General features: G+C 68.3%; 20 protein-coding genes. 6 read left to right on the forward strand and 14 right to left on the reverse strand.

Annotated features, from left to right (window positions below):
• Positions 1-73: 73 nt before the first annotated feature.
• On the reverse strand, positions 74-913 hold the full coding sequence (locus tag NV2_RS26375; protein WP_067880118.1) for an SDR family NAD(P)-dependent oxidoreductase: 840 nt from the start codon (positions 911-913) through the stop codon (positions 74-76).
• A gap of 54 nt (positions 914-967) precedes the next feature.
• Between NV2_RS26375 and NV2_RS26380 the strand changes: the two genes are divergently transcribed.
• Positions 968-1951 (forward strand): alpha/beta fold hydrolase, encoded by a 984-nt coding sequence (locus NV2_RS26380; RefSeq protein WP_067880122.1) that lies wholly within the window; start codon positions 968-970, stop codon positions 1949-1951.
• Between the two features lie 79 nt (positions 1952-2030).
• Here NV2_RS26380 and pgl read toward each other — a convergent pair whose 3' ends face one another.
• From pgl to tkt, 5 genes are read right to left on the reverse strand one after another with little or no spacing between them, the layout of a single operon-like run.
• Entirely contained in the window at positions 2031-2768 is a 738-nt protein-coding gene (gene pgl / locus NV2_RS26385) for a 6-phosphogluconolactonase (protein WP_067880124.1), read from the reverse strand.
• Positions 2761-3669: a glucose-6-phosphate dehydrogenase assembly protein OpcA gene (gene opcA, locus NV2_RS26390; protein WP_174550635.1), complete on the reverse strand. Its 909-nt coding sequence runs from the start codon at positions 3667-3669 to the stop codon at positions 2761-2763. Before opcA ends, pgl begins: the two co-directional genes overlap by 8 nt.
• Positions 3666-5228 (reverse strand): glucose-6-phosphate dehydrogenase, encoded by a 1563-nt coding sequence (zwf, locus tag NV2_RS26395; protein ID WP_067880130.1) that lies wholly within the window; start codon positions 5226-5228, stop codon positions 3666-3668. The genes opcA and zwf overlap by 4 nt, the downstream gene beginning before the upstream one ends.
• A gap of 5 nt (positions 5229-5233) precedes the next feature.
• Positions 5234-6364 (reverse strand): transaldolase, encoded by a 1131-nt coding sequence (tal, locus tag NV2_RS26400; protein WP_067880133.1) that lies wholly within the window; start codon positions 6362-6364, stop codon positions 5234-5236.
• 3 nt (positions 6365-6367) lie between these two features.
• Positions 6368-8512: a transketolase gene (tkt, locus tag NV2_RS26405; protein ID WP_067880136.1), complete on the reverse strand. Its 2145-nt coding sequence runs from the start codon at positions 8510-8512 to the stop codon at positions 6368-6370.
• 365 nt (positions 8513-8877) lie between these two features.
• Here tkt and NV2_RS26410 point away from each other — a divergent pair, with 365 nt between their 5' ends.
• Positions 8878-9864: a heme o synthase gene (locus NV2_RS26410; RefSeq protein ID WP_067880139.1), complete on the forward strand. Its 987-nt coding sequence runs from the start codon at positions 8878-8880 to the stop codon at positions 9862-9864.
• Between the two features lie 314 nt (positions 9865-10178).
• On the opposite strand, the gene NV2_RS26415 is transcribed toward NV2_RS26410, so the two are convergent.
• Both NV2_RS26415 and NV2_RS26420 read right to left on the reverse strand, forming a co-directional pair.
• Positions 10179-11402 carry a hypothetical protein gene (locus NV2_RS26415; RefSeq protein ID WP_067880142.1) on the reverse strand — a complete coding sequence of 408 codons (1224 nt, stop codon included), beginning with the start codon at positions 11400-11402 and terminating at the stop codon, positions 10179-10181.
• Positions 11403-11547: 145 nt separating this feature from the next.
• The gene (locus NV2_RS26420) at positions 11548-12981 is read right to left on the reverse strand and encodes an FAD-dependent monooxygenase (protein WP_067880145.1); all 1434 of its coding nucleotides are present in this window, start codon (positions 12979-12981) and stop codon (positions 11548-11550) included.
• 82 nt (positions 12982-13063) lie between these two features.
• Here NV2_RS26420 and NV2_RS26425 point away from each other — a divergent pair, with 82 nt between their 5' ends.
• Positions 13064-13684, forward strand: a complete 621-nt coding sequence (locus tag NV2_RS26425; protein ID WP_067880147.1) for a TetR/AcrR family transcriptional regulator — start codon at positions 13064-13066, stop codon at positions 13682-13684.
• A 6-nt stretch (positions 13685-13690) separates the two neighbouring features.
• Here the strand turns inward: NV2_RS26425 and NV2_RS26430 are convergent, their stop codons facing one another.
• Positions 13691-14656 carry a quinone oxidoreductase family protein gene (locus tag NV2_RS26430; protein ID WP_067880150.1) on the reverse strand — a complete coding sequence of 322 codons (966 nt, stop codon included), beginning with the start codon at positions 14654-14656 and terminating at the stop codon, positions 13691-13693.
• An 84-nt stretch (positions 14657-14740) separates the two neighbouring features.
• On the opposite strand from NV2_RS26430, the gene NV2_RS26435 reads away from it, so the two are divergent.
• Both NV2_RS26435 and NV2_RS26440 read left to right on the forward strand, forming a co-directional pair.
• Entirely contained in the window at positions 14741-15091 is a 351-nt protein-coding gene (locus NV2_RS26435; protein WP_067880153.1) for a hypothetical protein, read from the forward strand.
• Positions 15092-15132: 41 nt separating this feature from the next.
• The gene (locus NV2_RS26440) at positions 15133-15879 is read left to right on the forward strand and encodes a transporter substrate-binding domain-containing protein (protein ID WP_169811555.1); all 747 of its coding nucleotides are present in this window, start codon (positions 15133-15135) and stop codon (positions 15877-15879) included.
• Positions 15880-15886: 7 nt separating this feature from the next.
• Here the strand turns inward: NV2_RS26440 and NV2_RS26445 are convergent, their stop codons facing one another.
• Positions 15887-16174 carry an FmdB family zinc ribbon protein gene (locus tag NV2_RS26445; protein ID WP_307613580.1) on the reverse strand — a complete coding sequence of 96 codons (288 nt, stop codon included), beginning with the start codon at positions 16172-16174 and terminating at the stop codon, positions 15887-15889.
• Between the two features lie 105 nt (positions 16175-16279).
• Here NV2_RS26445 and NV2_RS26450 point away from each other — a divergent pair, with 105 nt between their 5' ends.
• Positions 16280-17338 (forward strand): phosphotransferase, encoded by a 1059-nt coding sequence (locus tag NV2_RS26450; protein ID WP_067880162.1) that lies wholly within the window; start codon positions 16280-16282, stop codon positions 17336-17338.
• 12 nt (positions 17339-17350) lie between these two features.
• Here NV2_RS26450 and NV2_RS26455 read toward each other — a convergent pair whose 3' ends face one another.
• The 4 genes from NV2_RS26455 to mptB all read right to left on the reverse strand — a co-directional run bounded on the left by NV2_RS26455 (position 17351) and on the right by mptB (position 21951).
• Entirely contained in the window at positions 17351-18325 is a 975-nt protein-coding gene (locus NV2_RS26455) for a COX15/CtaA family protein (protein ID WP_067880165.1), read from the reverse strand.
• A gap of 71 nt (positions 18326-18396) precedes the next feature.
• Positions 18397-19185: an ABC transporter permease gene (locus tag NV2_RS26460; protein ID WP_067880168.1), complete on the reverse strand. Its 789-nt coding sequence runs from the start codon at positions 19183-19185 to the stop codon at positions 18397-18399.
• 148 nt (positions 19186-19333) lie between these two features.
• A complete protein-coding gene (locus NV2_RS26465; RefSeq protein WP_245662791.1) occupies positions 19334-20257 on the reverse strand; it encodes an ABC transporter ATP-binding protein in 924 nt (307 codons plus the stop codon).
• Positions 20254-21951, reverse strand: a complete 1698-nt coding sequence (mptB, locus tag NV2_RS26470; RefSeq protein WP_067880174.1) for a polyprenol phosphomannose-dependent alpha 1,6 mannosyltransferase MptB — start codon at positions 21949-21951, stop codon at positions 20254-20256. The genes NV2_RS26465 and mptB overlap by 4 nt, the downstream gene beginning before the upstream one ends.
• Positions 21952-22034 lie beyond the last annotated feature (83 nt).

The raw sequence follows: 22034 nt of genomic DNA on the forward strand, positions 1-22034 counted from the left end.
GGCTTCTCCTTCGCCCGCCGTAGCGAATCGTTTTTCGCTGCCTCAGGCTAAGGGAGCCGGGGCCGACAATCGCTTATCCGGTGCGCGGCACGCGGCCGTCGATATCGGTGAAGCCGTAGGCCTCGGCCAGATCGGCTACCCGCCACGCCCGTCCGGTGCGGGCACGACGGTCCGTATCACCGGCCAGTGCGACCACCGCACGGCCCGCGAAATGCGGGGTCTCCGCATCCTCGAGGTCGAAGGTGCCCTCACCGGGCAACGTGATCAACCGCCGGCCCTGCGCATCGGCCGGAACCATCTGCAGCAGCTCGGTATTGACGATGCCGGGCCACAGCGAGACCACGGTGACCCCGGTCTCGGCCAGATCGTGTGCCATATCCGCGGTGAGTCGATCGACGGCCGCCTTTCCGACGCCGTAGACCACATTGTGCGTGAAATGATCGGCACCGGGAGAGGAGATGTCGACGATCAGCCCGCCGGATTCGATCAGCAGCGGCGCCGCGAAATGGGCGGCCGCGTAATGAGAGCGAACGCCGATGTCGAATCCTTCGTCCCAGGCCTTCGGAGGTACCTCCCAGAACGGCTTGCCGAGCCACCGGGCCGAGGCAGGGGAGTTGTAGACGTTGTTGACCAGCACGTCTAGGTGACCGTGTTCGGTGCGGATGGTGTCGAACAGTCGTGCCACCGCGTCGTCGTCGCGATGGTCGCAGACGAACGGGATGCCGCGTCCGCCCAGCCGGTCGATGTCGGCGGCAGTTCCGGCGACCGTGCCCGGGAGCTGTCCCGGTGTCTCGGAACGTCCGGTGACGTAGACCGTCGCGCCGGCCGCGCCGAGCTCGAGTGCGATGCCCTTGCCGATGCCGCGACTCGCGCCGGTGACGACGGCGACTCGGTCGCTGAGTATTCCGTTCACGACTCCGGGACACTACCGTGAAATAGGAACGTGTTCTAGTACCAGGGAGGCGTAGTGGAGCCGACACATCGGTTCGTGGAGACCAACGGGATTCGGTTGCATATCGCCGAAGCGGGAACAGGTGCCCCGGTGATCTTCTGTCATGGATTCCCGCACGGTTGGTTCGTCTGGCATCGGCAGCTGCGAGCGCTGGCAGCGGCCGGATATCATGCGATCGCACCCGATCTGCGGGGGTACGGCCGCACCGAGGCGCCCGAGGGGGTGGATGCCTCGACCAACCAGGCCGTGATCGCGGATCTGCTCGGGCTGCTCGACGACATCGGCGCCGAACGTGCGGTGTTCGTGGGCCTCGACTTCGGCGCCCAGCTGGTGTGGGAACTGGCGTTGCGGGCACCGGAGCGGATCGCGGGCATCATGGTGCTCAACAACCCCTACGCGCCGCGCCCGCCCAAGGCTCCGTCGGCGTTCTGGACGCGTGCCGCGCAACGACACTTCCTGCATCTGTCGTATTTCCAGGAACCGGGAGTCGCCGACGCCGAACTCGCCGCTCGCCCGCGCGAATTCCTCGCCCGGGTCTTCTACTCGCTCAGCGGTGATTTCCACTATCTCGACACGTGGAAGAATCCGCCCGGCATCGGCTACCTCGAAGCCCTTCCGCAGGCGCCCGAACTACCGTGGTCGTGGCTGTCGGAGGCCGAATTCGATGCGCTCGCCACGGAATTCGAACGCACCGGTTTCACCGGCGGACTGAACTGGTACCGCGCGCTGGACCGCAACTGGGAACTCACCGAGGGATTACCCACCACGGTGACCGTGCCGACCCACTTCCTCTACGGCGAGAACGATCCGGATATGGAGGGCTTCAGCGGCCGCGATCCGCTCGCGGTACTGCGGGCGCATGTCAGCGATCTGCGCGCGGTCGAGAAGGTGGCGGACGCAGGCCATCTCGTCCAGCTCGAGCGCACGGCCGAGGTGAACGACTTCCTGCTGAGGCATCTGGCCGCATTGGATCGCCCCGGAAGCGCCGTGGCGCCGTAAAACGCCGACGGGGCGGCGGAGGACACGATGGTCTCCGCCGCCCCGCCTCGGCGCCGAACCCGGTGCCGTGGAGCCGCGTCTAAGGCTTGGGCAGCTTCGCGGCGGCGGCTTCGTCGAGCAGCCAGGTGGTGCTCGCACTGCCCTGCGCACCGGCCGCGGGAATATCCACGGCGGACGCGCCGAATACCGCTGCGGCGACCGCATCGGCCTTGGCTCCGCCGCTGACGACCAGCACCACATGCCGGGTGAGCGCCACCGCGGGAAGTGTCAGCGTGATGCGGACGGCCGGCGGCTTGGGGGAATCCGTCACCGCCACCACGAGTTCGTGTTTCTCGGCGACCGCATCGGTGTGCGGGAACAACGAGTTCACATGTCCCTCGCCGCCCATCCCGAGCAGATGCAGATCGAAGGCGCCGTGCTCGGCCAGGTGGGCGTGCACCGCCGCCGAATATTCGGCTGCCGCCTCGACCGGGTCCGGGTATTCACCGTCCGAGGTGGCCGTCGCATGCACGCGGGCCGGATCGACCGGGACGTGGTCGAGCAGTGCCTGGCGGGCCTGCAATTCGTTGCGCTCCGGATCGCCCGCGGGGACGAAACGTTCGTCGCCCCAGAACACGTCGAGTTGCGCGAAGTCGACCTTCCCCGGAGACCGACGTACCTTGTCCAACAGGGCGATCCCGGTGCTCCCTCCGGTGAGCACCACCGATGCCGAACCACGCTCGGCCTGTGCCCGGGTGACGATCTCCACGAAATGCTCGGCGGCCGCCGTGACCAGCTCGTCGGTTCCGGCGAATACCTCTGTCCGCGGCTTACTCATAGACCACCTTTCCGATTCCGGCGAGTGCTTCGGCATACACCTCGTCCGCGTCCAACCGCCGCAGCTCTTCGGCCAGACAATCCCTGGTCTCGCGCCGGGCCAGGGCGAACCGCTGATCCGGTTCACCGGTGCGGCCGAGCGTCGCGGTGCGACCGGTCTGGGGCCGCGCGATGGTGATCGACACCGACGGACGATGCAATTCGACCTTCAGCTCGCCGGTCAGCCGCCGAACCGGGCAGTCGAGCCTGGCCGCGAGCCAGCCGGCGAGAATGTCCAGGGCCGGCTCTTCCGCCAGCCCGGACAGGGTGATGGACTCGATCGGCTCGTACGGTGGCACATCGAGTGCCGAGGCCAGCAGCGCCCGCCACGAGGTGACGCGGCTCCACGCCAGATCGGTATCGCCCGGTGCGTAGGAGTCCAGGCGGCGCGTGATGGCGGCACGTGGATCGGCTGCGTAGGTGGCATCGGTGATGCGCCGGATGGCCAGCCGCCCGACCGAGTCCTGGGACGGGTGTTCCGGTGCGCCCCGCGGCCACCACGCCACCACCGGGGTATCGGGGAGTAGCAGCGGGACGACGACGCTGCTCTCGTTGTTGACCAGTTCACCCTGCAGCCGAAGCACTATCACCTCGGCCGCTCCGGCGTCACCGCCGACCCGGATCTGAGCGTCGAGTTTCGTCTCGGCGAAGCGGTCCCCCCGGGCGAGCACGATGACCCGGCACGGATGTTCCCGGCTCGCATCGTTGGCGGCATCGATGGCGTCCTCGGCCTCGGAGGAATCCAGGGTGCACACCACCAGGGTGAGGACCCTGCCCATGGCGATGACGCCGTTGGATTCGCGCAGCGCCACCAGCCGTTTACTCACCTCACGGGTCCCGGTATCGGGCATGTCCACTATCACGGCCGCCGCCATTCCCGCCCGGTGCGGGCGAGGATCTCGTCGGCCGAGGACGGACCCCAGGTGCCGGATTCGTAAGGTTCGGGTGTGCCCTCGGCGGCCCACCGTTCGAGGACGGGATCGAGAATGCGCCAGGCCAATTCGACCTCCTCGTTGACCGGGAACAGCGAAGGTTCGCCGAGCAGTACGTCCAGGATGAGCCGCTCGTAGGCTTCGGGCGAGGATTCGGTGAACGATTCGCCGTAGCTGAAATCCATGTTCACGTCGCGGACTTCCATGCTCGAACCGGGCACCTTCGACCCGAATCGCATGGTGATGCCCTCATCCGGCTGCACTCGGATGACCAGTGCGTTCTGCCCGAGCTCTTCGGTCATGGTCTCGTCGAAGGGGAGGTGCGGGGCGCGCTTGAACATCACCGCGATCTCGGTGACCCGGCGCCCCAGCCGTTTTCCGGTGCGTAGGTAGAACGGCACACCTGCCCAGCGACGGGTGTCCACCCCGAGCGTGATCGCGGCATAGGTCTCGGTCCGCGATTGCGGATCGAAGCCCTCTTCCTCGAGCAGACCCACCACCTTTTCGCTGCCCTGCCACCCGGCCGTGTACTGGCCGCGTGCGGTGGTCTCCTCCAGCGGTTCGATCAGTTTGGTCGCCGAGAGTACCTTGATCTTCTCGATCTGCAGCTGCCGCGGCTGGAAGTTGACCGGGTCCTCCATGGCGGTCAGCGCCAGCAGTTGCAGCAGATGGTTCTGGATGACGTCGCGTGCGGCACCGATTCCGTCGTAATAGCCTGCGCGACCGCCCAATCCGATGTCCTCGGCCATCGTGATCTGCACATGGTCGACGTAGTTGGCATTCCAGATCGGTTCGAACAGCTCGTTCGCGAACCGTAGTGCCAGCAGGTTCTGCACCGTTTCCTTACCGAGGTAATGATCGATGCGGAACACCGTCTCCTCGGGGAAGACCCGGTTGACCAGGGCGTTGAGCTCGCGTGCGCTGTCGAGGTCGTGGCCGAACGGTTTCTCGATGACCACCCGCCGCCACGCCGGGGACTTACCCGTGGCCAGGTCGCTGGGTTTGGCCAGGCCGGTACGGGAAAGCTGTTGCAGCACAACAGGGAACGCGTTGGGAGGGATGGACAGGTAGAAGGCGTGATTACCGCCCGTACCGCGCTCGGCGTCGAGCTTCTCCAACGTCTTGGCCAGCGTCTCGAAGGCCGAGTCGTCCTGGAAGGTGCCCTGTACGAAGCGGATGCCCTCCGACAGCTGTTCCCACACCTCCTGCCGGAAGGGGGTGCGCGCGTGCGCTTTGACCGACTCGAGCACGACCGCGGCGAAGTCCTCGTCGGCGTAATCGCGCCGCGCGAAGCCGACCAGCGCGAATCCGGGCGGTAACAAGCCCCGGTTCGCGAGGTCGTAGATGGCCGGCATCAGCTTTCTGCGTGACAGATCGCCCGTCACCCCGAAGATCACCATGCTGCATGGGCCGGCGATCCGGGGAAGCCGCTTGTCGCGCTCTTCGCGTAGCGGATTCCCCGGGGCGGCCGTCTTCTTCTGGCCGGCCATCGGGGTCAGTTGCTCCCGGTGGTCTGCAGCTCGGCGGTCGTCGCGGTGAGCAGTTCTTCCCACGACTTCTCGAACTTCTCCACGCCTTCGCGCTCCAGCACCGCGAAGACGTCGGCGAGGTCGATCCCGACCGCGGTGAGCGCGTCGAACACGCCCTGTGCCTCGGCGGCGGTGCCCGATACCGTGTCACCGCGCTGCTCACCGTGGTCGGCGAAGGCCTCGAGGGTCTTCTCCGGCAGGGTGTTCACGGTATTGGGCGCCACCAGTTCGGTGATGTACATCGTGTCCGGGTAATCCGGATTCTTCACACCGGTCGAGGCCCACAACGGCCGCTGCCGGTTACCGCTGGCCGACGCCAGATGCGAGTAGGTCGAGGTGTGGTTACCGCCGTCGAACACGTCCTGGTACTCCGCGTAGGCCAGTCGCGCGTTGGCGACGCCTGCCTTGCCACGCAGTGCCAGCGCCTCGGGCGTGCCGATCTGCTCCAGGCGCTTGTCGATCTCGGAGTCGACCCGGGAGACGAAGAACGAGGCGACCGAATGGATGTGGCCCAGGTCGTGGCCGGCGATGCGCGCCTTACGCAGACCGTCCAGGTAGGCCCCCATCACGCTGCGGTAGCGCTGCACCGAGAAGATCAACGTGACGTTGACGCTGATTCCTTCCGCGATCACCCGGGTGATCGCGGGCAGACCTTCCTCGGTGGCCGGAATCTTGATGAACAGATTCGGCCGGTCGACGATCTTCCACAACTCCACGGCCTGCGCCACCGTCTTGTCGGTGTCGAAGGCCAGGCGCGGATCGACCTCGATCGAGACCCGGCCGTCCACGCCACCGGTCGCCTCGAACACCTCGGCGAACACGTCGCAGGCCGAGCGGACGTCGTCGGTGGTGATGGTGCGGATCGCGGCGTCCGCGTCGGCACCTTGGCCGGCGAGCTCCTTGACCTGCTCGTCGTAGGCGTGCCCCTGACTCAGGGCGCCCTGGAAGATCGTCGGGTTGGTGGTGACACCGACGACGCTGCGGGTGGCGACGAGCTCGGCGAGATTGCCGGAGCGGATCCGGTCCCGCGACAGATCGTCGAGCCATACCGATACGCCGGCCTGTGACAGTGCGGCGAGATTCTCGTTCTGTGCCATTGCTTATCCCTTCACCTTGGCAAGTGAGCGCTGTGCGGCATCGACGACGGCCTCGGTGGTGAAGCCGAACTCCTGGAACAGCACCTTGTAGGGGGCCGACGCGCCGAAGTGGTCGATCGACACGTTCTCACCGTCGTTGCCGGTGAAGCGCTGCCACGGCATCGCGATACCGGCCTCGACCGTGACGCGGGCAGTGACCTGCGGGGGCAGCACCTCGTCGCGGTAGGACTGGTCCTGGGCGTCGAACCACTCCACACACGGCATGGACACCACCCGGGTGCCGATGCCCTGCTCCTCCAGCGTAGTGCGCGCCTGCACCGCCAGGTGAAGTTCCGATCCGGTGGCGATCAGGATTACCTGCGGTGTGGCGGTGGAGGATTCGGCCAGGACGTACCCGCCGCGCGAGACACCTTCGTAGCTGGTGCCCTCGAGCGTCGGCACGTCCTGGCGGGTCAGCGCGAGCGCCGAGGGGCCGTCGGTGTGCGGGTGGTCGGCCGGCACGAAATGAGAATGCTGCTCGGCGCTCTCGAGTTCGAGCACGGTACGCCAGGCGTAGACGGTTTCGTTCGCGTCACCGGGGCGGACCACATTGAGACCCGGGATGGCGCGCAGTGCGGCAAGGTGCTCGACCGGCTGATGGGTCGGGCCGTCCTCGCCCAGGCCGATGGAATCGTGGGTCCAGACGTAGATCGCCGGCACCCGCATGAGCGCGGCCAGCCGCACCGCGGGGCGCATGTAATCGGAGAACACCAGGAAGGTGCCACCGTACGGGCGGGTCGGGCCGTGCAGGGCGATGCCGTTGAGGATCGAACCCATCGCATGCTCGCGCACACCGAAGTGCAGGGTGCGGCCGTAGGGCTCGGCGGTCCACATACCGGTGGAGATGGACTCCGGACCGAAGCTGCGCGCCCCCGGCATGGTGGTGTTGTTGGATTCCGCGAGGTCGGCCGAACCGCCCCACAGTTCCGGGAGCACCGGGGCCAGCGCGGCCAGCACCTTGCCGGACGCCTTGCGCGTGGCCATGCCCTTGGCATCGGATTCGAAGGAGGGCAGCGACTCGGCCCAGCCCTGCGGCAGCTTCCGCTGGGTGAGGCGATCGAACAGGGCCTTGTTCTCCGGATTGGCCGCGGCCCACGCGTCGTAGCGTTCCTGCCAGGCGGCACGCAGCCCCTTGGCGCGGTCGGCGGCGTTACCGCGGGTGTGCGCGATGACCTCGTCGTCTACGGCGAAGCTCTGGTCCGGGTCGAATCCGAGGGCCTTCTTGATGCCCGCGACCTCGTCGGCGCCCAGTGCGGCTCCGTGCGCGGCGCCGGTGTTCATCTTGGTGGGCGCGGGGTAGCCGATGACGGTACGCAGCAGGATGAACGACGGCTTGTCGGTGACGGCCTTGGCGGCCGCCACGGCCTCCAGGATGCCGGTGACGTTCTCGCCACCCTCGACGACCTGAACATGCCAGCCGTAGGCGCGGTAGCGCTCGGCCGTGTCCTCGGTCAGCGCGATCGAGGTGTCGTCCTCGATGGAGATCTTGTTGTCGTCGTAGAAGACGATCAAGTTGCCCAGCTGCTGGGTGCCGGCCAGGGAGGAGGCCTCGGACGTGACGCCCTCTTCTATATCGCCGTCGGAGGCGATGACGTAGACGAAGTGGTCGAACGGGCTGGCTCCCTGCGGGGCGGACGGGTCGAACAGGCCGCGCTCGCGGCGCGAGGCCATCGCCATCCCGACCGCGGACGCCATGCCCTGCCCGAGCGGGCCGGTGGTGATCTCCACACCCTTGGTGTGCCGGAACTCCGGGTGGCCGGGGGTGAGTGAGCCCCACTGGCGCAGATGCTTCAGGTCGTCGAGTTCGAGCCCGATACCGGCCAGATACAGCTGGATGTACTGAGTGAGGCTGGAATGGCCGCACGAGAGCACGAAGCGGTCGCGGCCGACCCATTCCGGATCGCTCGGGTCGTAGTCGAGCACCCGCTGATACAGCGAATAGGCCAGGGGCGCCAGGCTCATCGCGGTACCGGGGTGGCCGTTGCCGGCGTTCTGGACCGAGTCCGCCGCGAGCACCCGGACGGTGTCGACAGCTTTGGTGTCCAGTTCGGTCCAGTCGGCCGGATGTGCGGGCTGGATGAGGGCGCGGATGTCGTCTGTGACTGACACGACCGAGGTTCTCCTGACCTTCTCGTGTGGGTACAACGGCGGCTTGCGGGCTGTGTACCCCCCACCCTAGAGGTCACCGGATCGGCGTGAGTGAGTAACCCGCCACCCGCACCCCCTCCATGTGTGCGGCGTTACGGTGAACGATCACACCGCGCACGACGCCGATCGCCTGTGCCGCCACGGGTCTCGCGACGGGCGGTGCCCGAGTGCAATACGCGGGGGTCTACCATCGTGTGTAGTAGAGGCCGCGCCGCCCGCGTCGCGCTCTGCCGTGACAGCGGAAACGACTGCGCGCGGGATGCCCCGCCACCAGGCCGGAAACGCTGCTTCCTATCGGATCGATGCACCACCTGCGAGGAGAGACAGTGCGGATTGGGCAACAGCCGGGTGATGCGCATGGCTCCTCCGCGACCGCGCTCGCCGACCGTGTCCAGGGCAGCGGCCCGCTGTCGGCGTTGTTCCGTCGAGTGCTCGCCTACATCGCCCTCACGAAGCCGAGGGTTATCGAGCTGCTTCTGGTCGCCACCATCCCGACGATGCTGCTGGCCGACCGCGGACACGTCGATATCCGGTTGATCGTGGCCACGCTGTTCGGCGGCTGGATGGGCGCGGCGAGTGCCAACACGCTCAACTGCGTCGCCGACGCCGATATCGACAAGGTGATGAAGCGCACCTCGAAGCGGCCGCTGGCACGGGACGCGGTGCCGACGCGGCACGCGTTCGTCTTCGGCGTGCTGCTGGGCGCGGGGTCGTTCGGCTGGCTGTGGTGGCAGGCGAATCTGCTGTCGGGGCTGCTGGTCGTGGCCACGATCCTGTTCTACGTTTTCGTCTACACCCTCGGCCTCAAACGCCGGACCGCCCAGAATGTCGTCTGGGGTGGCGCCGCAGGATGTATGCCCGCACTCGTGGGCTGGTCCGCGGTCACCGGAACCATCGGCTGGCCCGCGATCGCCTTGTTCGCGGTGATCTTCTTCTGGACGCCACCGCACACCTGGGCGCTGGCCATGCGCTACAAGGACGACTATCGCGCCGCCGGCGTCCCGATGCTGCCGGTCGTCGCGACCGAGCAGGCGGTGACCAAGCAGATCGTCATCTACACCTGGCTCACCGTGCTGGCGACACTCGCGCTGGTTCCGGCGGCGGGCGTGGTGTACGCCGCGGTCGCGATCGCCGCCGGGGCCTGGTTCCTGCTGATGGCGCACCAGCTCTACTCGGGTGTACGCCGTGGTGCGTCGGTGAAACCGCTGCGTTTGTTCCTGCAGTCCAACAACTATCTCGCGGTGGTGTTCTGCGGCCTCGCGGTCGACTCGGTCCTCGGCTGGCACACCATCGGATCGACGCTGTTCGGCTGATATCCCCTGGTGTCGGGCACCGACGTCCGACACCATCGCGGCCCGTGTCGCGTGCTTCGACTGCTGAACAAGCTCCGATGCGGTACGGCGTGAGCTTCCGCTTCCCTCGACGTTTCGCAACGGACCTGCATGGTCACCGCTGTGCCGTCCGGCCGGAGGGGGCTATGACCGCCGAATTCTCCCGTATGCCGGTGCACATCAACTGTCGACGTCGCGCGACTGCGGCCCGAAGGGGACGCCGATGAGATTCCGCAACTACCGGGTCTTGGGTGCCGGAGCGTCGTCTGTTCCGGCGCCGCCGACGGAGTAGTGCATCAGTTCGTGCAGCCGGGCTGGAACGGGTAGCAGGCGCGTCCGGGCGTCGGATGCGGCACCGTGTGCTCGGGTGCGGGTGTGAACGGCACCGTCGTCGTCGAGGTGCGCGTCGGGGCCGGTCCGCCGGCGGGCTCGTCGTCCGAACCGCCACCGCCCGCGGTGCACATCGCCGCGGCGGCGAGCACCACGACCAGCACGCCCAATAGCACCAACGGCACCAGGCTGCGGCGGCGACGCCGTGGCGGCTGCGGCGGCCGCGGATCGAACGGCACGGAGTACGGCTGCGAGGTCGGTGCGTATCCGGCCGCCGCGCGGGTGGCGGCGGGTGGACCGCCGGGAGTTCCGGGACCACGCGGCGGCATCTGAGGAGCCGGGCCGGGCCGGGGGCCGGGCGGCGGAGCCGAGCCTGGTGCGGGCATCGAGCCGGGCTGGATCATCGAGCCGGGCTGGGGCGGCGGCTGTCCCGGCCCGGGCGCCGGGCGCGCCATCGATACGGGGCCGCCTGTCACCGGTGCCGGTGGCCGGTCTGCGGGCGGGCGGGTTCCGGGAATAGGTGCCGCGGCCGGTGCCGGTGCCGGTGCGGGCCTGGGCGGTGGGGGAGTGCGTACCAGGCGGGCCGGGAATCCGTCGTTGGTCAGGTCCGAGTGTGTAGCTGCCGCCGCGAAACCCAGAGTGCCCAGTGCCTGGCCGACCTGGGTGGCATCCCAGGTGTCGGGGGCGTCGGTAGTGATGGTGGTGAAGTAGTTGCGCAGCGCGGCCGGACCGTCGCCGAGTACCACGTCGATGCCGTCGGGAAGGTCACCACGCTCCAGGGTCAGCCTGCTGCCCAGTTGTGGCATCACCAGGACCAGGCCCGTCACCGCGACGCGTTCCCGTCCGGGAGCTCCGCGCAGTACCTCGGCGACCTCCCCGGTGCGCGCACGGATCTCGGTCATCGGCTCGGTCCCGGCTTCGGTGCCGGTCAGCGGAGCGACGCCGTCGCCAACCGTCCAGGGACGGTATCCCGAGACCGTCAGGGTGCCGCTCACGCGTTCGGTGAAGTCCTTGATCACCACCACGACACACGTTTTCGGTGTCCACACGAGCACGTCGGCGGCGCCGGCCGCGACCACCGCGACGCCTGGCAGTGCATTCGCACCGGTCCAGGTCTTGAGCCAGTTCGCCACCGTCCGTTCGGAATTGGACAGCCGCGACGGATCGTCGTTGCGAACCTTCACCAACATCTGGATCAACCCCTGACCGATGCCTGCTGTACACACCGCCCCGCGCGGCGGCCCGACCACCGTACGACGGTACGGATGAGCGGGCGAATCGGCTTGGGCGGCAGCACAGATCATCCACTATGGCGGCGTGGCGCGCACCGGCGGGTTACCACTGGCGGTACCAGTCCAGGTAACCGTCCGGCCGCACCAGGACCCGTGTGCCAGTGGCGGCGGCGTAGTCGGTGAAGGCGTGCCCGCCGACCGCTACCAGTTGAGTCGCATCGGTCCGGGCGCCGGGCCGAACGATCGAATACGCGTGAATTCCCGGGGTTTCGGATGTCTCGGCCGGGAGACCGAACGTCAAACGGGTGGCATGCGGGCCCCGGAGCAGGTCGAACAGGCGGATCTCGCTGCCGTCGCTGCGCAGCAGCGGAGCGTCGGGAGCACGATCCCCCGCAGTCAGCACCGCGGTATCACCCGGTGCGCGATAGCTGATGTCCAACTGCTGCGTCTCCGGGCCGCGGTCCATCGCGTTCTCGGCACCCTCCAGATGTTTGTCCAGTAGTTCGGCGCTGAGCCCGAGGACCCGCATCGCCACGGCGCGGCGCTCGGGCTCGTAGGTATCCAGCGGCCCGTCGTCGCCGGCGAGTGCGGCCGCGAGTTTCCAGCCCAGGTTGTACGCATCCTGAATACCGGTGTTCATTCCCTGGCCGCCATTCGGTGGATGGGCGTGCGCGGCGTCACCGGCGAGTAGCGCGCGCCCCGACCGGAACCGCTGAGCCAGCCGGATATTCGGCCGCCAGACCGTCGACCACACGGGTTCTCCCACCTCGAGGCCGTCGCGCCCGGACCGGTGGTCGAGGTACTGCTGCAGCACCGCGCGGGTGGCCTCGGTATCGCGCTGCATCGGTGCCATGAACTGGAACAGCGCGCCGCCGGGCAGGGGCATCAGCGCGATGCCGTCCATCGGCGCTTCCGGCGTGGCGAACCAATGCCCGAAATCATGGTCGAGCCCGTCCACGGTCACATCGCCGAGCAGCATCCGGATGGACTCGTCGGTGGTCCCTTCGAACGGGATTGCGAGCGTGCGGCGCACCGTGCTGGCGCCGCCGTCGGCGCCGACCAGGTAGTCCGCCTGCTCGCTGGTGGTGCCGCCGATGCTGCTCAGGGTGGCGTACACCCCGGTCTCGTCGCAGGTGAACTCGGTCAGCGCGGTGCCGAATTCGACGTGCACACCGAGGTCGGCGAGCCGTTGCCGCAGCAATCGTTCGGTGTCGGCTTGGCCGAGTACCCACGGATTCGGATACGGCACCGCCGGGGTGGCTGCGCGAACTTCGCTCATCCGCCGTTCGGCCACCTGCGCGCCACCGATGTGGATGTGCATGGCGGCGGGTGGCATGCCCGCAGTGAGTACGGCGTCGAGGACGCCGAGGTCGTCGAAGACCTCGAGGGTCCGCGGCTGGATGCCGTCACCGCGCGACCCGGCCTGCGGCGCGGGCGCCCGTTCGATGATCCGCACACCGATTCCGCGGCGCGCGAGATCGATGGCGAGGGTGAGGCCGGTCGGGCCGGCACCGGCGATGAGTACCTGTACTGGCATGAGTGCTCCGATGGCTGAATCTGAGTTCACTGAAACTGGATTCAGTATTTAGGTTGATACTGTCCGGTGTCAAGGAGGCGAGATGGCGACCGGAGAGCAGCGTGGTGGGAGCCGTAAGGAGCGGTCTGCGGAGACCGAGCGGGCGCTCAAGAGCGCGGCACGGCAACTGTTCGCCGAGCGCGGCTATCTGAACACCAAGATCGTCGATATCACCGCGGCGGCGGGGCGGTCGGCGGGGTCGTTCTACAACCATTTCGCGAGCAAAGAGGAGTTACTGCAGGCGCTACTGCAGGATTTCGGCGCTGCCGGGGATGCCGCGGCCGAGGCGGGTGACCACGATCCGGACTTCACCAAGCCCGAGGCCGTGGCCTTTCATGTCGAGCAGTACTGGGACTTCGCCCGGGAGCATCGGCCGGTGCTGCGGGCGGTGGCGCAGGCGGCCCTGGTCGACGACGAATTCGCACGGATCGCAGGGAAGTTCAGTGCCGAGCAGCTCGAGGAAGTCGTCGACCACGTGGATGGTTTCGACGCGGCGGGCCTGCGGCTGCCCAGTACGCCCGAGGTCAGCGTATCGATGATGTTCCTGCTGGTGCAGGCCCTGGTCGACGCGGTCGAGGAAGGGGTGCTGCCGCTCGACGACCGGGATGCGGTCGCGGCGCTGACCCGATTCTCCTACCGCGGGCTCACCGGGCGCGACTACTGACCGGGTTCAGGGCAGCAGCACGATGGAGCCGGTGGTCCGGCGCGCCTCCAGATCGCGATGGGCGCGGGGAGCCTCGGCGAGCGGATACTCGGCACCGACACGCACCTGCAGTGTGCCTGCGGCGATCGCGGTGAGCACATCGCCCGCGCGCCAGGTCAATTCGGCACGGTCCCGGGTGTAGTGGACCAGCGTCGGCCGGGTGACGAACAGTGATCCCGCCGGGTTGAGCCGCTGTAGATCGAACGGCGGCACCTGGCCGCCGGCGGCGCCGAACAAGGCCAGCGTGCCGCGCACCCGCAGCGAGGCCAGACTCGCCTCGAAGGTCGGCGCTCCCACACCGTCGTAGACCGCGGCGACACCGGCTCCGTCGGTGAGTTCGCGGACCCGATCGGCGAGATCGTCGCCGTAACGCAAGACCTGCGCCGCGCCGGCCTCCCGTGACAGTGTCTCCTTCTCGTCGGTGGACACGGTCGTGACGACCCGGATGCCACGCGCGGCGGCCAACTGGGTCAGCAGCAGCCCGACCCCGCCCGCACCGGCATGGACCAGGATCGTCTCGCCCGGTTCGGGCCGGTATACCGACTCGATCAGGTAGTGCGCGGTCATTCCCTGCAGCAGCACCGATGCCGCGACGGCCGGCTCGATACCGTCGGGAACCGCGATCGCGACCGCGGCATCCACCGCGACCTTCTCCGCGTAACTGGCGGGCGCTGCCGCCCACGCCACGCGATCGCCGACGGTGAAATCGCTCACGTCGGCGCCGACGGCGGACACCACCCCGGTGCCCTCGGAACCCGGGATATAAGGAACCTCTTGCGGATAGGTGCCGGTGCGGATGTAGGTGTCGATGAAGTTGACCCCGACCGCCTCGGTGTCGACGAGCAGCTGGTTCGGCCCGATGACCGGATCGTCGACCTCGGCCGGGACGAGGACGTCGGGACCGCCGTGTTCGCTGACCTGGATGGCGCGCATGGAATCCAGTTCTACACCCGCGCCGCAACCCTGGGATCGGTAGGGCCGCCCGGCGCGTACTACCGGACGGTAAACTCACGCTCCATGAGCGAAACCGCCACCGCGACCACGGTGCAGCCGTCGTCCGCTGTCATCGATTCGGTCAAGAAGTTCGTCGCCGCGCACGGAGGCTCGGGGACGGCCGTGCTGCAGCCGATCGGCCGGATCGGCGTCCGTATCACCCTGGTCGGATCCGACGGCGTGCTCGGCGATCGCGTGGTCGACGATCTGGCCACCGCCAAGGCCGTCGTGGCAGCGGTCGACGGACTCGCCGAGACCGAGCACTGGGACCGCGATCTGAGCGCCGCGGCGACACCAGCCCCGGGGCACTGGGCGCGGATGGCTGCCTGGGTAGCCGGTCAGAGCCGGTACCCGAAGGCACGCAACGAGCGTTGATACGCCACCGCGGAGAATTCGGACGTCGGGTGCTGGCGGTCGTGACCGCCGGGCTCGCCGTGACACTGGGCCTGATCGCGCCGGCGCGCGCCCAGGACGCGCCTCCGCTGCGGGTGTGCACCACCGGCGACTACCCGCCGTACTCGGTGGCCGAAGGTTCCGGCTATCGCGGGATCGATATCGACCTGGTCGGTGATATGGCCGACGCGGTGCATCGGCAGGTGCGGTTCGTGCCGACCACCTGGGCCGCGATGGGCGACGACTTCGGTTCGCGCGCCTGTGATCTCGCCGTCGGCGGTATCTCCGACTCGGCGGCCCGGGGCGCCTACGCCGATTTCTCGCTGCGCTACGGAACCGACGGGAAGACCCCGATTGTGCGGGCTGCCGATGCCGGGAAGTACGACACGATCGAGCAGATCGATCAGCCGCAGGTCCGGGTGATCGTCAATCGTGGTGGGACCAACGAACAGTTCGCCCGCACCCACTTTCCGCATGCCCGGCTGACCGTGTGGCCGGACAATGTGACCATCTTCGATCAGATCGGCGCGGGGAATGCCGACGTGTTCGTCACCGATTCGGTCGAGGGCCGTTACCGGGTACGGCAGCACCCCGACCTGCGTGTGCTGCACCCCGAGACGCCGTTCGATTCCTTCGGCAAGGTATTCCTGCTCCCGAAGGGCGACATGGTGACCGCGGCGATGGTGAACGGATGGCTTGCGAGCCGGCTGGCGACCGGCGATATAGACCGCCGCTTCGCGGACTGGATCGGACCGCGCGCGACCGCCTGAGCACCGGTTACCTCAGCCCGCAGCAGCCACCGCCGCAGCAGCCGCCCGATGCGGCAGCCGGTGCCGGTGCCGAGACCGCCGCATGTCCGGTCAGTGCGACCGTCGTCAGCAGCTTGACGGTGTCGTGATGCCCGTCCGGGCAGGTCGCCGGGTCCCCGGCTTCGCTCATCGGCCGCGACACCTCGAACGATTCCGTACATTCGCGGCAGCGGTAGGCGTAGATCGGCATGGATGGATTATGGCCCATCCCGCGGGTTCGTCTGCCGCGCGGGGAATTCCGTGGCATGCGATGCATTCGCCTGTCCGGTCGAGACCGACGTGTTAATGTCCTGGACTGGTGTCCGGTCCACTGTCCGGACTGTCGCAGTGCCTGGAGTGCTGCTGAGTTCTGGGAGTGCGGATGGCCGATACCGCCGGTGTCGTGGTCGACGCCGATCAGATCACCCCGCAGTGGCTGAGCCGAGCGCTCGGCCGGCCCGTGCAGACGGTGGTGTGTACGCCGGTGGGGACGGGGCAGATGGGCTCGGTGTTCCGGCTCGACATCACCGGCGCGGCCGGGCCGGAGCGGTTGGTCGCGAAACTGCCGGCGACGGATCCGGCCGCGCGCGCGATGGTGTCCGGGGCCTACCGTCAGGAGATCCGCTTCTACGCCGAACTCGCGCCGACGGTGGCGGTCCGTGCGCCCGGCTGCCACTTCGTCGGGTTCCGCGGCGACGGTGCGGAGTTCACACTGTTACTCGACGATCTCGCGCCTGCCGTCCAAGGTGATCAGATCGGCGGATGCACCGTCGCGCAGGCGCATGCGGCAGTCCGCAATCTCGCCGGCCTGCACGGTCCCCGATGGTGCGATCCGGCACTGCTGCAGCTCGACGGTGTGCATCCGAGCACCTCGGAGGAAGCCGCGATGCTGACCGAGTTCTTCGGACCGGCGACGGAGATCTTCCTCGAGCGGCTCGGGGCCGGCCTGTCCGCGGAGGATCACGACACCCTGCAGGCATGTGTGCCCGGGATCGCCGAATGGCTGCTCGCCGCCCCGGATCGTTTCGCCGTGACCCATGGTGACTATCGGCTCGACAATCTGCTTTTCGGTGCCGACGGGTCCGGCCGCGACATCGACGTCTGGGCGGTCGACTGGCAGACCCTCGGCTTGGGTCTCCCGGCCCGCGACCTGTCGTATTTCCTCGCGACCAGCCTGGAACCACCGGTGCGCCGCCGCTACGAGGACGCGATCATCGAGACCTACCGACAGGCGCTGGGGGAGTACGGCGTCACCGGCTATTCCCTGCAGGCATGCCGAGACGACTACGCCTTCGCGCTGCGGCAGATTCCGCTCATCGCCGTGTTCGGCGCCGCCTACGGGACACCGACACCGCGCGGCGCCCGGATGTTCACGGCCATGGCGCGCCGCGGCTGCGCGGCGATCCGGGACTGGGAGGCACTGAGCCGCCGGCCCGGGTGAACCGAGGGCCGATCAGGCGGAACTGGCGGCGGCTTCGGCGGCCGGTGCGGTGATCTGTTCGCGGGTACGCAGCGCTGCCCACAACGCGGCGGTGGCAGCGATACAGGCGGTGGCACCGGCGACATGGATGACGACCAGTGCCGCCGGAACATCGGTGAAGTACTGCACGATGCCGACCAGCGCCTGTGCGCACACCGTTGCGATCACCACGATCAGCCGTCGCCGGATCGCCCGGTTCATCCCCACCGCGGCCAGCCCGAATCCCAAGCCGACGAGCAGCGCGAGATAGGCGACCAGCATTTCGGCGTGAGCGTGCACCAGGGTCACGATCTCGACCTGGAGCCGCTCCACCGGGCGGTCGATGCTCTTGTCACCGGCGTGTGGCCCGGCGCCGGTCACCAGCGTTCCCGCGATCAACGTGCCGGTCATCGCGAGACCGCTGAGGACGGTGAGCCAGCGCAACGGTGCGGGGACCTGAGCCACGTCCACCCCGTCGTCGGGTTCTCCGATCTTGGCGAACAGCAACGTCGCGAGCCAGACCATGAGCATCGAGGCCAGCAGGTGGACCGACACCGTCCACCACAGCAATCCGCTGCGGACGGTGATCCCGCCGATGATTGCCTGCAGCACGGTGCCACCGGGCATCAGCCAGGCATAGACGAGTACCTCGCGCCGCCGGCGGGCCCGCACCACCGCGAGCACCACCAAGGCGGCGCACAGCGTCACCGCGAAGGTGAGCAGCCGATTGGAGAACTCCACGATCTGATGCAGCGCCGGGACCTCCGGATGTGCCTCGGGCGTGAAGCTGCCCGGGAAACACTGCGGCCAGGTGGGACAACCCAGCCCGGAGGAGGTGACGCGCACGATCGCGCCGGTGGCCGAGATACCGGCCTGGGAGAGGATCACCGCCAGGGCGATGATCCGCTGCACCCGGAGCGAGGGCAGGGGCAAATAGTCGACGAGTCGCACAAACGCGCGTGACAGCACGAAATGATGGTAGACGCCGCCGCTGCCACCGCCGCATCGGGGCTACTACATTGTGTCGTTGCTCTCGTCGGTCAGTCGAAACGGAACAGCCGTGCCGCCACCCAACCGGTGACCACACCCCAGACCGCCAGGACGACGATCCCGTACCAGTCGACACCGGTGTGCAGGGCACGGTCCAGCGCTTCGGCCAGTGCGCCGGAGGGGACCAGCCGGGCGATCACCGTCACCGCCTGCGGCAGATCGTCCGCGGCGAAGATCAGGCTGGCGATACCGAGCATCGCGAACCAGAGGATGTTCGCCAGCGCCAGCACGATCTCGGCCTTGAGCGTCCCACCGAGCAGCAGACCCATCGCGGCGAAGGACGCCGTTCCCAGCGCGATCACGATCGCACCGAGCAGCAGCCCGCCGATCGAAGGCCGCCAGCCCAGGGCGACGCCGATCAGGCCCAGCAGGATCGATTGCAGTACCACGACGATCAGCACCGCCGCGCACTTGCCGCCGACGATGCCCCAGCGCGGTAGCGCGGTGGCGCCCAGCCGTTTCAGGGCTCCGTAACGCCGGTCGAATCCGACAGCGATGGCTTGGCCGGTGAAGGCGGTGGACATGATCGCCACCATCATCACCGCGGGCACGATCCGGTCCACCTTGTGGTGTTCACCCAAGCTGTCGCCCAGCGGTAACAGGGTCAGCCCGATCAGCAGCGTGATGGGGATGAACATGGTCAGCAGCAGTTGCTCGCCGTTGCGTAGCAGCAGTCGCAGTTCCATCCGGGTCTGCGCCGCCAGCATCGCCGCGCGCGGGGCCGGGCGTGGTGCGGGGCTGAAGGTGCCCGGGGTGAAACGATCGGCGGTCCGGGTCATGGTGTGTCCTTCTGCGGATGTTCGAGGGGCCCTCCGTGGTTACGCAGGCCGGCTCCTCCGGGCCCTGACTCGTTCATGCTGTGTCCTTCGGCGGATGCTCGAGGGCCCTCCGTGGTTACGCAGGCTGCCTCCTCCGGGCCTGACTCGATCATCCGCGCAGCTCTCGTCCGGTCAGTTCGAGGAACACATCCTCCAGCCGGCGCTGGTCGATGCGGATATCGGTGGGCAGCACATCGATGCGCGCACACCAGGCGGTCATGGTGGCCAGCACCTGCGGGGTGATGTCTCCGCGCAGCAGATAGGAGCCCGGTGTCGTCTCCGACGGCGCGAAACCTTCGGGCAGGGCGGACTCCAGCAGGGTGAGGTCGAGTTTCGGCGGGGCGGTGAAGCGCAGCTGCCCCTCGGCGCCGGTCGAGGTGACCTCGGCCGGCGTGCCGGCGGCGACGATCCGGCCGTGGTCGATGATCACCAGCCGGTCGGCGAGTTGTTCGGCCTCGTCCATCATGTGCGTGGTGAGCAGGATGCCGACGCCGTCGCGTCGCAGCGCATCGATCAGATCCCAGACCAGGTGCCGAGCCTGGGCATCCATACCGGCGGTCGGTTCGTCGAGGAATACCAGTTCCGGCCGCCCCACCAGGGCGCATGCGAGGGCAAGCCGTTGCTGTTGGCCGCCGGACAGTCGCCGATACGGGGTGCGGTGCGCATCGTGCAACCCGAGGGTGTCGAGCAGCCACTGTGGATCCAGCGGGTCGGCGGAATAGGAGGCGACCAGGTCGAGCATTTCGCCGGCGCGTGAGCCGGGGTAGGCGCCACCGCCCTGCAGCATCACGCCGATGCGTGGGCGCAGCCGGTCGCTGTCGGCCATCGGGTCGAGGCCGAGAACTCGCACCGAACCCTCGTCCGGAGCCAGGAAGCCTTCGCACATCTCGACGGTGGTCGTCTTGCCGGCACCGTTGGGGCCGAGCAGTGCCAGTACCTGCGCTCGCTCCACCTCGAAGGCGATCCCGTCCACGGCAGTGGTGCCGCCGTAGCGTTTCACGACGCCGTCGATGCGGACGGCCGAGTCAGTCACGATGAGACACCGTATGCCGGACCCGGCTGTGACGGAGCAGACACCCCCGCGGGATTACGCCACGGCAACAGGTTCCGGGTCACCGCGATGAATCCTAGTGACACGACGACCACGGCGACGGCGGCCTCGATGATCTGGAAGACACCGAAATCGGCCCCGCGCGGCATCAGCATCACGCTCACCACCGCGGAGAAGATCACCGCGGGCACGCGGAACGCGGGAGTCGTCGCCCATGCGGCCAGGGGCACGATTGCCCACAGCAGATACCACGGCTGCACCACCGGGAACAGCAGCACGATCGCGGCCAGCGACACCCCCATGGCACCCACCGGGTGCAGGCGCCCGGTCCAGGTGGCGATCAACATGCGCACGGTGATGAAGGCGGCCACCGCGCCGGCGATCGGACGGGTGATCGACAGCAGTGCGGTGGTGTGGTCGCCCAATCCCAGCAGCACGCCACCGAATCCGGTGATGATGCCGATGGCGGTGGGTATCGACATCCAGCTGCGCACCGCGCCGGCGACGCCGAGGGTGTGGGTCCAGCCGAATCCCAGACCGGAGGCATAACTGACCAGCAAGGTCGCGACGAGCGCGATCGCGCCGAGCACCGCGGCGGCCGCCAGTATCCTGCGTATCCCGCCGCCCCAGCGTCGGGCGAGTGCCATGCCGACGAATCCGAGCGCGATGATCGAGGTGAGCTTCACCGACGACGACAGCGTGATCACGACGGTTCCGAATATCAACAGGGCCCAGCCGTGCTGGTCGAATCCGCCGAATCCGGGACTTCGTGCGGTGTCCAGGGCGCGCAGGCAGAATTCCATACCGGCGAGCATCAGTCCGAGCATCAGCGCGTCGTTGTGTACGCCGGCGACCAGGTGGAACAGCACCAGCGGATTGGCGGCGCCCAGCCACAGCGCGCTTACCGGCGCCACCCCGCAGCGACGCGACAGGCGGGGCAGCGCCCAGACGATCAGCGCCACCCCCGCCATCGCCAGCAGCCGATGCGCCCAGACGCCGAGGATGATGTTGTCTCCGGTCAGATGTGCGATGCCGCGACCGATCCACAGGAACAGTGGCCCGTAGGGGGCGGGGGTGTCGCGCCAGATGTTGGGCACGTTGTAGGTCAGGACGTTGTGCAGGCCCAGTCCGGTTGCCGGGCCGACCTCGTAGGGGTCCAGCCCGCGCGCGGCGATCTCGCTCTGTGCGAGGTAGGAGTAGACGTCGTTGGAGAACAGTGGTGGCGCGATCGACAGCGGAATGATCCACAGCAGCAGCGTGCGATCGAGCTGGGATCGGCTGAGCCGGTGGACCGGGGAGCCGCCCAGGCCGCCGACGGCGAACCGGCCGAGTAGCAGCCAGGCCATGACCACGAAGACCGTGCCGATCATGCACAGCGCCAGCGAGGAGGTCTGCCAGCGGGCGAACACGCCGATCACCCGTACTCCGGAAACCGGGTTCTGCAGCACCGGCTGGGCCGCGACGCCCAGGGCGCTGATCGCCATCAGCACCGATCCGGTGGCGCCGAGCAGGCGTATCCGGCCGAACTGGGCGGTTTCTCGCGCGTCGAGACCGGGTGCGTCGGTTTCGGTGGTGTGTAGCACCGCCACGGTGTGTTCCGAGGCCGGTACATCCAAGCCGAGTGCCCGGCGTCCGACCCCGATGCTCTTGCGCCATGCGCCTGCCACAACCGCCACGGGGAACAAGGGTAGCCGGGGCGGCGGCGCCCACCGATCACGCCGTCGGGGCCGCGCTGTGGTGTATCGCACGCTGATCCGGC

Source organism: Nocardia vermiculata NBRC 100427, from assembly GCF_001613265.1.
Classification (GTDB): domain Bacteria; phylum Actinomycetota; class Actinomycetes; order Mycobacteriales; family Mycobacteriaceae; genus Nocardia; species Nocardia vermiculata.